10 protein-coding genes and 1 pseudogene are annotated in these 14,523 nt (G+C 63.5%); 6 read left to right on the top strand and 5 right to left on the bottom strand.

Translation table 11 applies throughout. From position 1 onward, the window contains the following. Nucleotides 1–61: 61 nt before the first annotated feature. The gene (locus M1B34_RS14025) at nt 62–1,786 is read right to left on the bottom strand and encodes a thiamine pyrophosphate-binding protein (protein ID WP_268265452.1); all 1,725 of its coding nucleotides are present in this window, start codon (nt 1,784–1,786) and stop codon (nt 62–64) included. Continuing rightward, nucleotides 1,773–3,530, bottom strand: coding sequence for a flavin monoamine oxidase family protein (locus M1B34_RS14020; RefSeq protein WP_268265451.1), 1,758 nt, complete (start codon nt 3,528–3,530; stop codon nt 1,773–1,775). Before M1B34_RS14020 ends, M1B34_RS14025 begins: the two co-directional genes overlap by 14 nt. Nucleotides 3,531–4,023: 493 nt before the next feature. Here M1B34_RS14020 and M1B34_RS14015 point away from each other — a divergent pair, with 493 nt between their 5' ends. The 6 genes from M1B34_RS14015 to M1B34_RS13990 all read left to right on the top strand — a co-directional run bounded on the left by M1B34_RS14015 (nt 4,024) and on the right by M1B34_RS13990 (nt 10,501). Beyond that, nucleotides 4,024–4,572 carry a hypothetical protein gene (locus M1B34_RS14015; RefSeq protein ID WP_268265450.1) on the top strand — a complete coding sequence of 183 codons (549 nt, stop codon included), beginning with the start codon at nt 4,024–4,026 and terminating at the stop codon, nt 4,570–4,572. Between the two features lie 98 nt (nt 4,573–4,670). Further along, the gene (locus M1B34_RS33740; protein ID WP_123336024.1) at nt 4,671–5,879 is read left to right on the top strand and encodes a PAAR domain-containing protein; all 1,209 of its coding nucleotides are present in this window, start codon (nt 4,671–4,673) and stop codon (nt 5,877–5,879) included. Further along, nucleotides 5,876–6,331 carry a hypothetical protein gene (locus M1B34_RS14005; protein ID WP_268265449.1) on the top strand — a complete coding sequence of 152 codons (456 nt, stop codon included), beginning with the start codon at nt 5,876–5,878 and terminating at the stop codon, nt 6,329–6,331. Before M1B34_RS33740 ends, M1B34_RS14005 begins: the two co-directional genes overlap by 4 nt. Nucleotides 6,332–6,469: 138 nt before the next feature. Further along, nucleotides 6,470–6,991: a sigma-70 family RNA polymerase sigma factor gene (locus M1B34_RS14000; protein WP_268265448.1), complete on the top strand. Its 522-nt coding sequence runs from the start codon at nt 6,470–6,472 to the stop codon at nt 6,989–6,991. A 6-nt stretch (nt 6,992–6,997) separates the two neighbouring features. Beyond that, nucleotides 6,998–7,972, top strand: coding sequence for a FecR family protein (locus M1B34_RS13995; RefSeq protein ID WP_268265447.1), 975 nt, complete (start codon nt 6,998–7,000; stop codon nt 7,970–7,972). Between the two features lie 75 nt (nt 7,973–8,047). Further along, complete coding sequence (locus M1B34_RS13990; protein ID WP_268265446.1) at nt 8,048–10,501, top strand: TonB-dependent siderophore receptor; 2,454 nt, start codon at nt 8,048–8,050, stop codon at nt 10,499–10,501. Nucleotides 10,502–10,569: 68 nt separating this feature from the next. Here M1B34_RS13990 and M1B34_RS13985 read toward each other — a convergent pair whose 3' ends face one another. The 3 genes and pseudogenes from M1B34_RS13985 to M1B34_RS13975 form a co-directional block, all read right to left on the bottom strand. After that, the gene (locus tag M1B34_RS13985; RefSeq protein ID WP_268265445.1) at nt 10,570–11,739 is read right to left on the bottom strand and encodes an amino acid permease; all 1,170 of its coding nucleotides are present in this window, start codon (nt 11,737–11,739) and stop codon (nt 10,570–10,572) included. Nucleotides 11,740–11,870: 131 nt separating this feature from the next. After that, nucleotides 11,871–13,285: pseudogene (locus M1B34_RS13980) on the bottom strand (amino acid permease). A 160-nt stretch (nt 13,286–13,445) separates the two neighbouring features. Further along, on the bottom strand, nt 13,446–14,501 hold the full coding sequence (locus M1B34_RS13975; RefSeq protein WP_268265444.1) for an ornithine cyclodeaminase: 1,056 nt from the start codon (nt 14,499–14,501) through the stop codon (nt 13,446–13,448). Nucleotides 14,502–14,523: the final 22 nt, after the last annotated feature.

Genomic DNA, 14,523 nt, shown 5'->3' with positions numbered 1-14,523 from the left:
GGGCGATGGCGCTCTGGCGGGCGCGATCGCTGGCAAACCAGCTCCTGCAGGGGGCAAGCGTTCAGTCGTCGTCGCGGGCGTGTCGGGCCACGAACAGCGCGCTGCCCGGCTTGGCCAGGCGTCTGATTTGTGGTGCCAGGGTCTGCTGCGGGATGACCACTTCGACCAAGGCCGGTCGCCCTTGCAGTTCCAGCAGTTGCGGCAGCAATTCGTGCAGTTCCGCCAGGGTCGAGACCCGGTAGCCCGCCGCGCCAAAGCCCTGGGCCAGGGCCGGGTAGTCCCAGGCGGGAAGCACATCGAACGGGGCGAACTCGCCGCCCGGATCGAAGGCCTTGATCTCAACGAAGGCCTGTTCAATCGCATACACCTGGTTGCTCATGACAAACACCAGGGCGTTGAGGCGCTGGCGCACCAGGGTCGACAGCGATTGGCAGATCATCATGAAACCGCCGTCGCCGGCGACCACGATCGGCCGGCGTCCACTGCCCAAGGCCACGCCCAGGGCGCAGCCGGTTTCATGGCCCAGGGAGCCCCAGATCGCATCGGCGACAAAGCTGTCCCGGGGCAGGCCGTTGAGGTTGCTGGCGGCGTACAGCGCCGAACTTTCCCCGAGGATCAGGCTGCTGCTGGCCCACAGCCCGCGCTGGCGCATCTGCTGGTCCAGGGTATTGAGGAACAGGTCGTAATCCAGGGGCGTTTCGGCCGGTGCCGCCTGCGCTGCCCGGGCCGCTGGCAACGGGTGGCTGGCCAGGGGGTAGCGCGGGTCCGGGGCCAGGGTGTGCAGCAAGCCATCGAGGTAGGCGTCCAGCGGCACGTGGGGGTAATACTGCAACCCGGTGCGGGCCTGCTGGCTGTTGACCAGAATGATCCGGCTGAAGTCCTTGGCCAGCAGTTGCAGGTAGTCGTCGGTGAAGATCACCCCCAGGGCCAGCACGCAATCCACCTGCTCCATAAAGGCGCTGGTCTCGAGCCGTGAGGCGGTGCCGGCATAGGTGCCGATGAATTGCGGGTGGCTTTCGTCGAGGACGGTCTTGGCTTCCAGGGTGGTGGTGAACGGCAGGCCGCTGGCTTCGATCAGGCGCAGGGCCTGCTCCTGCAGACCGTAACGCGCCACCTCGATGCCGAGCATGATCACCGGCGACCTGGCCTGGTTCAGGCGCTGGCGGCTGGTGTCGAGGGCGGCGTTCAGCGAGTTGGGGTCGTAGGCCTGTGGCAACGGCGCCAGGAGCCCCTCGGGGCGTGGGCAGGTCTCGCTCCAGACGTTCTGCCAGGCCTCCAGGTAGATCGGTCGGCGCTGGCTGATGGCCGCGACCAGGGCTCGGTCGATCAAGGCCCCGGCGCCGCTGTTGTCGGCGAGGATCAGGCTGGCCACGGTGATGTTCTCGAAGACCTTGGGGCCCACCTCCAGGTCACCGGTGGAATGGTGGTACAGCACGTCTTCGGACCAGATCAACTGGCGGTTCTTGTCCGAGGGGCTGGCGCTGATGACCACCACCGGGTTGCGTTCCACGTAGGCCCCGGCAATGGCATTCAAAGCGCTGAAGGTGCCCACGCCGTATTGCAAAGACACCGCGCCCAGTCCGGTGTAGCGGGCATAGCCGTCGGCGGCGTAGGCGGCGCCCATTTCATTGATGTCACCCACGGCGTCGATGCCGTCGAAGGCTTCCAGGGCGTCCATGAAACCCGAAACGTAGTCCCCGGGAACCTGGAACACCTGGCGCACCCCCAGCTGTTGCAGACGGATCAGCAGGTAGTCGGCGACGCTGACAAGTTCATTGCTGGCCATGGTCGATCCCCTTGTAGGCGAATTCGGTGACGTCCTTCAGGGTCGTGCCGCAGTCCTGGCAGGGCAGGGGCTGGCTGGGGTCGAGCGAGCAACCGTCGGGCGTGGGCACCGGCAGCAGGGCGTAGCTTTTCGGCAGCCAATGGGGGCGCTTGAGGCCGAAGAAGTCCTGCAAGGTGGACTCGGCCACCGTCAGCGCGCCCTCGACCCAACCCTGGCCGAAGGAATAGGCCTCGCCGACAATGTGGATCTGCTGGTCCGGCACCGGGTGGCGCATGCGGCAGATGATCTGGTCGAGGCGGTAGTTGGCCTTCCATTCGTGCCAGCCGCCGCCGAACGGGTCGGCATCCCAGGCGTGGTAGACCGCCGAGTAGGGGCGCGGCAGCTCCACCTGGTCATGCACCTGGGTCACTTGCATCTGGGCCACGCGGACCATCTCGTCGCTGACCGTGAACTGGGTCTTGGGCACCACCAGCTCGGCCTTGAGCAGGCCCTTGGCACTGGCCGGCGGGTAGCCGACAAAGGGTGCTCCGCCTTCCAGGCCTTTCCAGAACGGCACGGTGCCGATGTCGTTGTAGGAGGCCATCAACAGGGAGTTGAGGCTGGGTTCGCCGCCGGGCTGCTCGCACTCGGTGCCCATGTAGTAGATCTGCCGCACCGGCAGGTCGGTGACCGAACGCCCGGCCACCAGGCCCAGGCTGCGCCACCAGGGTTGCTCGTAGGCCAGGAACAGCTTGAAGGCCGACTGCATCAGCACCGAGCCGAGGTTTTCCTTGAGCCACGGGTCGTCGAACACGGGCGCCTTGATCAGCTCCAGCGAGCGGCGGGGCATGGCAAGGATGATCTTTTTCGCCTTGACCACTTGCTGCCCCTGGCCGTCCCGGGTGCTGCCGTCTTCAGTCACCGTGGTCTGGAAATGCAGGCGATAGGGGAAGTCCGCGTCCTTGGCGTAGGTGATTTCCACCAGGCGCTGGTTCATCTGTACCCGTTGCTTGGCCGGCAGTTTGCCCGGCAGTTTGGCGAACTTGGCCGCCAGGGTCAGGGGCAGGCTCTGAAAACCCTTGGTCAGGGTCAGGAAGACGGTTTTGTCGCTGTATTCGGTGGCCGGCAGTTGGGTGACCGCACTGGCGTTGGCGACGTTGGCGTCATAACCGCCTGCGTCCTTCATGAACTGGTAGCCCTCGTTGCTCATGACCCGGTACAGCAAGTCCCAGAAGCCGTACTTCCAGATTTCCTTGCCGAACACCTTGACCTGCATCTGCTGGCACAGGCTGAGCTTGTCGAAGCCCGGGTACACGTAGTTCATCACCTTGACTTGCAGGTCTTCGGGGCCAAAGCCGCGCTCCGACCAGGCCAGGTCATAGGGGATCTTGTGCGGCGCCTCACTGAAGTCGCGGTAGCGGAAGCGCTTGCCGCGCAGGTAGAACAGGTTGTTTTCGGCACCCACCGGGCCATCCGCGCCCATGGGGAACTTCTGGCTCGCCAGTTTCAGTTGCTTGACCAGGTTGTCCACCAGCACATGGCCATCGTCGCCAGGGATGTAGCGCATGCCGCCGACTTCCGCCACCACATTGGGCAGCCCCGGCAGGTTGATGCTGAACAGCCGGCCGCCGATGCGATCGCTGTATTCGAACAAGCCAATCTGCTGGTGTTCGCCTTGTTCATGTTGCAGGCGCCAGGCGCTGTAGGTGCCCGACGCACCGCCACCGATCACGGCAACGTCCAGTTCCAGTTGTTCTGATTTCATGGGGAATTCCCTTTCGAGTTGGAGGGGCTGCGGAGTCCTTGCGCGACGAAGTATTGTTGAGTTTTGCCGAAATGCCAGTTTGCCATCATTGCGGTTTGACGCCCGCAGCGACTGGGTTTGGCTGGCGTGCCAGGCGCCGTCCAAGGCCCACCGCGTGACGAGCCGTTTGCCCTGTGCAGCCCTCCTTGCGCGAGGGTGCAAAGGCCTTGCTTGCCAAGGGCTGATCCGGGTTTAAACGGGCGGCGTTTTTGCACCGGCCTGTACCTGCAACGCCGCTTCAGGGGCATTCGCGATAACCGCGTTGAGGCATAGCAGGCTGGACGAATAACAGGGTGCACACGGCGCGGGGCAGTGCTCTGGGTGGCAACTTCGCCACCGTGTCAGGCGACTCAAGCCCGCTCATTGCAGAAAAATGCACAGCGACGTTTCTCCGCCGCTCATTCAGCCTTAGACTGCCCGACGAATTTGCTCAGCATTGCTCATGGAAAGAGATATGGATCCGTTGCTTCCCGCTTCCGAAGACAGCTCCTCGGAGAACACCTTCGATATCGATCACGCCACTGCTCATCAGGCGGTGCTCGATACCATCAACCTTATGGCCGCCCATGCGCAGGCCAGCGAAGACGAGATCGTCGCCTTGCTCCAGCAGCAGGGCTACTCGCGGATCGCCGCCGAGAAACTCAATGCCATGGTGCCATCAGGCTTGTCCTGGGTGGTGCTCAAGCGCCTGGGCGTGGCGTCCTTGCCCAACCATTTCATCCTGTATGACGATGATGAGCAGGAAGTGAAGGTGCCCGTGGCCACCCAGCACTTTTTCACCGCCGCCCTGCACCTGTCCTACTCGACCTTCGAGCACGGCTGGAGCGAGGTGCTGCCACGCGATGTCTTCGAGTCGGTGGTCAACCGCAGCGCCGAAATGTCCATCGTGTTTGATGTGTTGAATGCCGGCGGATCCCTGGAAGGCACCACCTTGAGCCCCGTGCAACTGTTGCGCATCAGCGCGCAGGAGATGCTGGAGTCGGGCCCGATGAGGGCGTCTTGAACCCGGTGGCTCAGGTGTTTGCACCGAGCTGTTCGGCGGATCAACCTGAAGCCTCGCCTATGCACGGGGCTTTGCTGCACAGGCACGGGCGCACGTAGATGGATGCACTGGCAGCAGCACGTTTAGGCGATGAAATCGCCCACGGCTTTGGCGTGGCGGCGATGGTTGCGGGCGCGGTGGCCGGGGCCTTGATCGGCGCGGCGATCATCGGCGCCACGGCCGCCACCGGTGGTTTGGCTGCGGTGATCCTGGCCGGCTCGGTGGCGGCGGGCGGCTTGTCGATGTTTCAGGTGGTCAAGGGCATCAGCAGCATTTTCAACCTGCCCGAGCCCACGTCCGGGGTGCTGATCCAGGGCAGCCTGAACGTCTACATCAACGGCCGCAACGCCATGCGCGCCGGCATCGACCTGTCGGCAGAATGCTCCGGCTTGCCCTTCAACCATTTCCCCTGGACGCAGCCGCTGATCGCCGAAGGCAGCATCAAGGTCACCATCAATGGCAAGCCGGCGGCGCGCCTGCAAAGCAAGATGGTCTGCGGTGCCCATATCAAGAGCGGTAGCGAGAACACCCTGATTGGCGGCGCCAGCGTGCAGGTGGCCTTTGTTTTCGACGTCGAGGACTGGTTGCACACCGGGCTGGAATTCCTCGGCGTGGGCGCCTTGATCGGGGCCGGGGTGATTGCTGCGTTTGCCGGGCTGGCGGCCTTTGTCGGTTTTGCAGCGATTACCGGTGCGAGCTTTGTCGGCATGTCGCTGCTGGGGGACCTGGGGGATCGCCTGGGGCCGGGTTACCGCGACCTGCTGCAAGGCACGGTCGGCCTGGTGACCCTGGGCCTTGGGGCCAAGCTGGCGGGTGTCGGCAAGGCCAAGCCGCCGGTGGAGGAGACGGTGTTCCACGTCACCACCAGCGAGGGGGCCGCCGCCGGCGTGCTCAAAGGCGTGGACCCGAAATTCCTCAACCCGGAAAGCCGCTTCGGCAAAGCCTTTTATGTCGGCGAAAAACCCGGCACGCCCCTGGCCGAGCTGGCGCACCACAACGCGGTACCGACCCACGGCATTCGCTACAACGTCAATACCAGCAAGACCAAGGTTCTGGACCTGACCGACCCCAAGGTCGCCAGCAAATGGGGCTATGACGGCGGCCCCATCAGCTCCAAGACCAAGCAGATCGGGATCGATGCCCGGGACCAGGGCTACAATGTGATCCGCTTCAACTCCGAGCGGGATCCGGGCGGGGTCAACCTGGCGGTCCTCGACAACTTCAATGAAATCCTCACTCCTCAGATGATTACTCCGGTAGACCCATGAAATTTTACCTCTACAACTACCTGTGCAAGGGCTGCGGCAACTCGTTCAAGGCGCCCCAGGTCCCGCCCCACAGCTACGGCGCGTTCCTGATGCGCAGCCTGTCCGGGGAGACGCGCTACCTGGATGGCCTGAACGATGAGGTGTACGACGACGTCGACAACCTGCTCAAGGAACTGCTGCACGGCCAGGGTGTGAGCGACTACCAGCGCTCCGAGATCCTCGCCCGGGTGTTCGGCGTGGCCTGTGACCCGGACGCCCAGGGCCGGTTGTTCAGCCTGAAGATCGGACCCCAGTGCCCGGATTGCGCCAGCGTCGAGATGGATTCCTGGGAGGGCACCGAGCCGCCGGAATACCTGGAGCTGGACTTCCCCAAGGTGAGCCATGTGCGCTGGCAGTCGTTGAGCCGCGTGGAAAAACTCCAGAGCCTGGCACAGGCCGTCGCCCAACCCTGACGGCGTTGCGGCCAGTAAGGCCGGCATAGGCGGGGCAGGGGAGCGTGCCGGCAGGGCACAACAATGGCCACTTGCTTTCAAGGCGCAGCCCCCGCTAATCTTGCGAATAGTTCTTATCCGCAGATACCGTCGCCCGCCATGTCCGTCGCCGAACTCCCCCTGCAACAAGCCGTCCAGGCGCTCTATACCGAGCACCATGGCTGGCTGTTCGGCTGGCTGCGAAAAAAGCTCGGCTGCCCGCACAACGCCGCCGACCTGTCCCACGACACCTTTGTGCGCATCCTCGCCTCCCGCGAGGCACTGGGCGCCTTGCGCGAACCTCGGGCGTTTCTCACCACCACCGCGCGTCACCTGATCATCGACCGCGCCCGTCGGCGGCAGATCGAAGACGCGTACCTGCGCGAGCTGGCCCTGACCATCGAGGTGCTGGAAGGCTGCCAGCAGTCGCCGGAACAGATCCTCCTGACCCTCGAAGCCCTGGAACAGATTGCCTTTGTCCTCGACGGCCTGTGCCTGAATGCCCGGCAAGCGTTCCTCCTGTATTTCCTCGAAGGCCTACGCCAGGGCGAGATCGCCAGCCAGTTGCAGATCTCCGAACGCATGGTGCGCAAACACCTGATGAATGCCCTGGCCCACTGCAACCATGCCCTGGACGTCTGAAGGTCCATGAACGAAGCGCAATCGACCATCGACGATCAGGCCGCCAGTTGGGTGCTGCGCCTCAGCGAGGGTGTGCTCAATCCCCAGGAACAGCAGCAGTTCGAACAGTGGAAAAGCCAGGACCCGCGACATGCGGCGGCGATCGAGCGTTTGCAGGGGTTTATCGGCCGCTTGCAAGGGCTGCGTTCCCAGCAGGCGCCGGCACGCGCGGCGTTGGACGCGGCGCTGGTGACCCGGCGGCGCAACCTGCCGCGCCGGGCCTTGCTCGGCCTGTTGCTGGCGCTGCCGTTGGCGTTGGTGTTGCGCAGTGACCCGGCAAGCTACTGGCTGGCCGACCAGCGCACCGCGCCGGCGCAATGGCAGAGCCTGCGCCTGGACGATGGCTCGCAACTGATCTTGAGCGGCAACAGTGCGGTGGACCTGGATTTCAACGGCCAGCAGCGGCAGGTCAAATTGCTGCGGGGGGAAATCCTTGTGCAGGTGGCCCACGACAGCGCCCGGCCGTTCACCGTGGTCACCGAAGACGGGCGCATGCGGGCCCTGGGCACGCGCTTTACGGTCAAGCGCGAGGTGCCCGGCACGCTGCTGACCATGCTGGAGTCCAGGGTCGCGGCCCAGGGCACGGACAACCCCGGGGAAACCCAAGTAGCCGCCGGCGAACAGGCGCGGATCACCCCACAGAGCGTGCAGGTGCTGGGCAAGGTCGACAGCCGCGCCCTGGATGCCGCCTGGCAACAGCATCAGTTGGTGGTGCAGGACCGGCCGCTGCCCGAGGTATTGACCGAGTTGGCGCGCCAGTACCCGGGGCATGTGCAGTTCGACCCCGAACAACTGGCGGGCTTGCGAGTGTCTGCGGTGCTGCCGCTGGATGATCCGCAGCGGGCCCTGCAATTGATTGCCGAGGCCTTGCCCGTGCGCATTCGTCCATTCGGCCCGTGGTGGCTGGCCATCGAGCGCCTGGAGCCGGCACGCGAGCGATAAAGTTTCGCTGCACGGTTCCGCTTTTTTCGCCTGCCCCGTCAAGGAAGGAAGCACACCATTACAGGAATGTCTTCCATGTCGTCGGATTTCACCGTGTTGCCTTCTTCCAAGCGCCAGCGCCTGCCCTTGAGGCCGTTGGCGATGGCCATCCATTTGGCGGCTGGCACGCTGCTCGGCCTGGGCGCCAGCGGCCAGGCGCTGGCCCAGAACGAGAGCCCGAGCGCACAGCGCTATGCCATTCCGGCCGGGGCCCTGGGGCCGGCGTTGAACCAGTTCGCCCAGCAGTCGCGCATTGCCCTGTTGTTCGATGCCAACGCCGTGGCCGGCCTGTCCACCTCGGGCCTGCAGGGTGAGTTCGGCATCAGCCAGGGGTTTGCCCAGTTGCTGCGGGGCAGTGGTTTCCAGGCGCGCCAGGGCACCAATGGTTTTGTCCTGATGGCGGTGAACCCCGCGGAAGGCACGCTGGAACTGGCGCCCACCGACATCACCGGGCAGAGCGCCGAGAGCACCACGGGTTACGTCAAAGGCTACGTCGCCAAGCGCAACATCAGCGCGACCAAGACCGACACGCCGATCATTGAAACCCCGCAGTCACTGTCGGTGGTCACCAGCGATGAAATTCGCGACCGGCAATCGGAAACCCTGTCCCAGAGCCTGGACATGACCCCGGGCTTCACCAGCCAGCCCACCAGCTTCAACCGTACCTCCGACCGTTTCCGCATCCGCGGCTTCGATGTCGAGTCGGCCACTGGCGGTTCCCTGCGCGACGGCCTGCGCTTGCAGAACAACTCCTACGACGGCGTGCAGGAACCCTATGGCCTGGAGCGTGCCGAAGTGATTCGTGGCGCGGCCTCGGTGCTCTACGGCCAGCTGTCCCCGGGCGGCTTGATCAATACCGTGAGCAAGCGCCCGAGCCAGACGCCGTACCACGAAGTGAACCTGCAGACCGGGCAGAACGACCGCAAGCAACTGTCCGCCGATTTCACCGGCCCCCTGGGTGACAGCGAGACCCTGAGCTATCGCCTGACCCTGTTGGAGCGCAAGAGCGAGACCAGCGCCGATCACATCGACAACAACAAGACCTACATCGCCCCGGCCCTGACTTGGCGGCCCAATGACGACACCGCGCTGACCCTGCTGTCCTTCTACCAGAAGACCGAAACCGGGTTTTCCGCGCCGCTGCCTTATCAATTCGTCAAAGGCGTGGGCAATGGCCCGTTCCAGATCGGCCGGCATGATTTCATCGGCGAGCCGGACTACGACAAAATGAACGGCGAAATGTCGGCCCTGGGCTACGAGTTCGAACACCGCTTCGACGAGCACACCCGCATCAGCCACAAGCTGCGCTACTACCAGTCGGACGTGACCTGGCGCTACCTGCAGGTCAACACCGGGCTCGCCGCGCTGCCGGGGTCCTTGAGCAGCGGCATCCTGCGCCGCCAGTACAGCGACCGCGAAGAGCGCTCCCGGGGCTTGGCCAGCGACACCAGCCTGGAAAGCAAATGGCAGTTCGGCGACTGGGGCCATACCTTGCTCCTGGGCTTCGATGGTTATGACACCAGCTACGACTCCCATAACTTCCGCGGCGCTGCACCGTCCCTGGACCTCACCCGCTACAACTACGGGCAGCCGGTGGTGGTGACCAAGAACCCTCTCGCGGATCGCGGTTCCCAAGTCGACACCCTGCAAAAGGGCATCTACTTCCAGGACCAGATCAAGTTCGACGAGCACTGGATTCTGCTGCTTGGCGGGCGCCACGACTGGGCCGACCAGAGCACCGAGGTCTATCGCACCTCGAGCACCACCCATCAGGACGACGAAGCCACCACCTGGCGCGCCGGCCTGGTGTACAAGGCCGACAATGGTCTGGCGCCGTACCTCAGCTACAGCGAATCGTTCTTCCCGGTGGCCGGAACCAATACGGCAGGGCAGGCGTTCGTGCCCACCCGAGGCAAGCAGTACGAGGTTGGCATCCGCTACCAGCCCGAAGGCAGCGCCACGCTGTTGAGCGCGGCGGTGTATGAACTGCTGCAACAAAACGTCCTGACCCCGGACCGCAATGACAACGACGCCTTTGTGCAGACCGGCGAAGTGCGTTCACGCGGCCTGGAGCTGGAAGCCAAGACCGAGCTCAACCCCAACCTGAGCCTGATCGCTTCCTACGCCTACATCGATGCGCGCATCACTAAAAGCAACACCGCTGCAGAAGTCGGCCAGCGCAGTGAAGACACGCCTTATCACCAGGCTGCGCTGTGGGCCGACTATCGCCTGGCCGAGCTTGGCCTGCCGAAGCTGCGGGTCGGTGGCGGTGCCCGTTACAAAGGCACCACCCAGGCCTCCCAGGTCCCTTCGGACATGCCGGCCTACACCCTGTACGACGCCCGGGCCAGCTACGAGATCGACGCCAACTGGGAGGTGGCGGTCAACGCCAACAACCTCACCAACAAGCGCTACACCTACTGCGAGTTCGCCATCTGCCGCTATGGCGATGAGCGGCAACTGGTGAGTTCGGTGACGTACCGCTGGTAAGTGCTTCGGGCGTTGCTGCGGGAGCGGTGCTTGGCGCATTGCCTATGTGTCTACGCCCGACCGCTGATTCAAAACGTGGGCGGTGCCCAGCAAGCGGAGGGTGCTGCCCGGACGCCGCAGTCCAATTTGCGGGCATAGGGCCACTTGGTGGGTTTGCGAGTCACTGCACTGTTGCGTGTCTTGATGCATTGCTGGGTATAGCTGTGCATCTGGTTGAGTGGGAGTTGGCGCAGGCCTTGCGGACAGATAAGCAGGACGTCACCGAAAGAGAATAGTTGGAAACCTTGAATTTCCAGATGGTTCTGCGACATCAGACGGGTGTTCCACACCAGTGGATCCAGGTCGAGCAGTTCAATATCGTCGCGCAATACAAAGCGCTCCACTACGCTCTGACGAATATCCAGGCCCCCGGCAGCTTTTGTGGTGATCTGGCTCATGGCGCCAGGCAGCATCAAAAGAAACACGACGGCTATCAGGATTACACATAGCACCGCGTACAAAGCACGTTTGTAGACACTTCCGGCCTTGTGATGGAACACAACGACTGGCAGCAGTGTGAGTACCAATGTCAGCAGGCTTAGTGAGGCTATGGGGTGCGCAGAGTCATTGCTGACTTCATTAACGTAGGCATTCATGGCCAGCATAGTGGGGAAAAGTGCAGCAATGACCGTACCCAACAGGCAGGCCAGCAGACTTAGCAGAAAGCTAACCCTGTCGCGTGGAGCGCTACCGGTAGGCGTCTCAAGGTTTGCGGCGATCACCTGTTGGAAAGCCTGCCTTGATAGCACGCCCCAACAACTGACTGGAAAAATCATCAGCAGGCCAATGATGAGCCACCAATCCGAGCCACTTGCGTAGTAAATGGCGACGACAATGCTCGAGAACCCGACGAGCACAGGGAGTGCTAGCCACACCACCACATCCTTCGTGCGATCCGCCGTGCGGTGAAACAAGCTAGTGGCCAGCCCGAACAGCACGGTGGTGACGCAAAGCAGAATCAGGAATATCCCCATCATCACCAGCACCATGAACAGCCACACCAGTAACGCCGATTTTGCATCAATGGCGTCCATGAACAAATCAGTACGGCCTATGGCGCGGGTGTACATGTACAAACTCAGCATTCCCAGCCCGGCAGCACTTAAGCCGATAAGGGTGCCGATCTGAGTCCAGTACGTCAGAACCTGTTTGACGATTTTTCTTAGCACCTTTTCAAAGGTGGGCCCTGTTGCGTGCATGTTCCTCTCCTTGGCTACATCAATGGCGGCGGGAGTAGAGCAAGACCTTGGGTTGGCTGTCGATGGTTTCTTTACTGCGCTGATCCGCCTCGGGCCGTGCCTATCCCTGGCGCGCCCGAGGCGTTTTGGCGTTAGCGGTATTGCGCCGCCACTTCCGGGGCAGGCTTGCGTTTACGCCCGGCGGTCAGTTGGTAGGCGATGGCCAGCCAGATAAACCAGGCCGGCATCACGCACAGCGCCAGGCGGGTATCCGGGCGCAGGGCCAGCAGCCCCAGGACGAACATCAGGAAGCCCAGGGAGAACCAGGCCACGGGCACGCCACCGGGCATTTTGTAGTGCGAACGGGCATGCAGTTCCGGGTGCTTTTTGCGGTAGGCGATGTACGACGCGAGGATGGTCGACCAGGTGAAGATCACCAGGATCGCCGACACCGTGGAGACGATGGTGAAGGCGGTCATGACCTCGGGCACGATGTACAGCAGCAGGACCCCGAGCAGCATCAGCAGGGTGGTAAAGGCCAGGCTGATGACCGGCACACTGTGGCGTGACAGACGCTTGAACAGGCGCGGGGCGTTGTTCTGGTCGCCAGGCCGAACAGCATGCGGCTGGCCGAGAAGACACCGCTGTTGGCCGAGGAGGCGGCGGAGGTCAGCACCACGAAGTTGACGATGCCTGCGGCGGCCGGGAAGCCGGCAATCAGGAACAGCTCGACGAATGGGCTCTTGCTGGGGGACACCTGCTGCCAGGAGGTCACGGCGATGATGCAGGCCAGGGCCAGCACGTAGAACAGGATGATGCGTAGCGGGATAGCGTTGATCGCCTTGGGCAGGGTTTTGTGCGGGTCACGGGTTTCGGCGGCGGCGGTGCCGATCAGCTCGGTACCGGCAAAGGAGAAGATCGCCATCTGGAAGCCGGCGAAGAACCCTAGTAGCCCATTGGGGAAGGCGGCTTGGCGGTCCAGCAGGTGGCTCAGTGAGGCGGTCACGCCGGAGGGCGAGACAAAGGAACTGGCGATCAGCACCAGGCTCACGGCAATCAAGGTGACCACGGCGATGATCTTGATGATGGCGAACCAGAACTCCACTTCGCCGAACAGTTTCACCGTCAGCACGTTGAGCGCGAACAGGGTCAGCATCATGGCAATGGCGGGCATCCAGGCCGGCACGTCGGGGAACCAGTATTGGAAGAACCCACCCACCACCACGGCATCGCCCACTACTGCCACGCTCCAGCTCAGCCAGTACGACCAGCCGAGAAAGAACGCCGCACGCGGGCCTAGATAAGCGCCGGCGAAGTCGGCAAAACTCTTGAAGTTCAGGTTCGACAGCAGCAGCTCGCCCATGGCGCGCATCACCAGGTACACGAACAGGCCAATGATCATGTAGATCAGGATGATCGAGGTGCCGGACATGGCGATGATCTTGCCGGAGCCCATGAACAGCCCGGTGCCGATGGCGCCGCCCATGGCCATGAGCTGGATATGACGGTTATGCAGGGTGCGTTGCAACGCTGGGCGCGCGGGGGCGCCGAGGGTATCTGGAGTCATCTCAAAACCTCTTGATTTTATAGTTGTCGAGTTTTGGCAGGAAAAAGGTCGGTGGTGGTTGGGCCTGCTGCCGGTGGTTTTTATCGGGGCAGTCAGGTGGAGCGGGGCCTGGTCCATGAACCCGGGCGGGAACGCGCCGCCCTGTTCATGGACTGGGCCGTCAGCCGGCGGCTACCTGGCGCGTTGGCACTGCCGTGGCGCTGGCTTGCAGCAGTTGATACAGGTCTTTGATGTTGGTCGGTGTGGGCACCAGGTGGATCGACTCGCCGATGGCCTGGGCACGGGCCTGGTCGTGCAAGTAGCGCAGGGAGGAGAAGTCCTCCAGGGCAAAGCCCACCGAGTCGAACACCGTGACCTGGGCCGAGTCTTGGCGGCCCGGTTCCAGACCCTGGGCGATGCGGAAGTACTCGGTCACTGGGAAATCGGCGGGCAACTGCTGGATATCGCCTTCGATGCGGGTCTGGGGCTCGAATTCGACGATGACCCGGGCGTTGCGCAGGATGTCGGCGTGCAGTTCGGTCTTGCCTGGGCAATCACCGCCCACGGCGTTGAGGTGCATGCCGGGCTCGATCAGGTCCGGGGTGAGGATGGTCGCGTAGGCCTTGTCTGCCGTCACCGTGGTCACGATGTCGGCGCCCTTGACCGCGTCGGCCACCGAGTCGGCGATGCGCACCTTGAGGCCCGGCCAGGCTTGCAGGTTGTGCTTGAGCTTGTGGGACGCCTCGACGTCGATGTCGAAGATTCGCAGCTCGTTGATGCCGAGCATTTCGTGGAAGGCGATGGCCTGGAACTCGCTCTGCGCGCCGTTGCCGATCAGCGCCATGCTGCTGGACCCCTGGCGCGCCAGGGACTGCGCCACCAGGGCGGAAGTCGCGGCCGTGCGCACGGCGGTGGTCAGGGTCAGCTCGCTGAGCAGCAGCGGGTAGCCGCTGTCGACCTCCGCCAGTACGCCAAAGGCCATGACGGTCAGCAGATGACGGGCCGGGTTGCCGGGGTGGCCGTTGACGTACTTGAACGCGTATTGCTGGCCGTCGTCGGCGGGCATCAGTTCGATGACGCCGGTGGCCGAATGGTTGGCGGTGCGCGGGGACTTTTCGAACGCCTGCCAGCGCAGGTAATCCGCGTGAATGTACTGAGCCATTTCACGGATGGCCCGGCCGATGCCCAGGCGCGAATACAGGGCGGCGGCGTGATCCACATCGATGAACAATGTCATGGGGTTTTCCCTCGGGTTCGGA

Origin of the sequence: Pseudomonas morbosilactucae, assembly GCF_023241715.1 — a bacterium.
GTDB classification, from domain to species: Bacteria; Pseudomonadota; Gammaproteobacteria; order Pseudomonadales; family Pseudomonadaceae; genus Aquipseudomonas; species Aquipseudomonas morbosilactucae.
The sequence above is the reverse complement of the archived record's forward strand: the minus strand, read 5'-3'. Positions and strand labels throughout refer to the sequence as shown.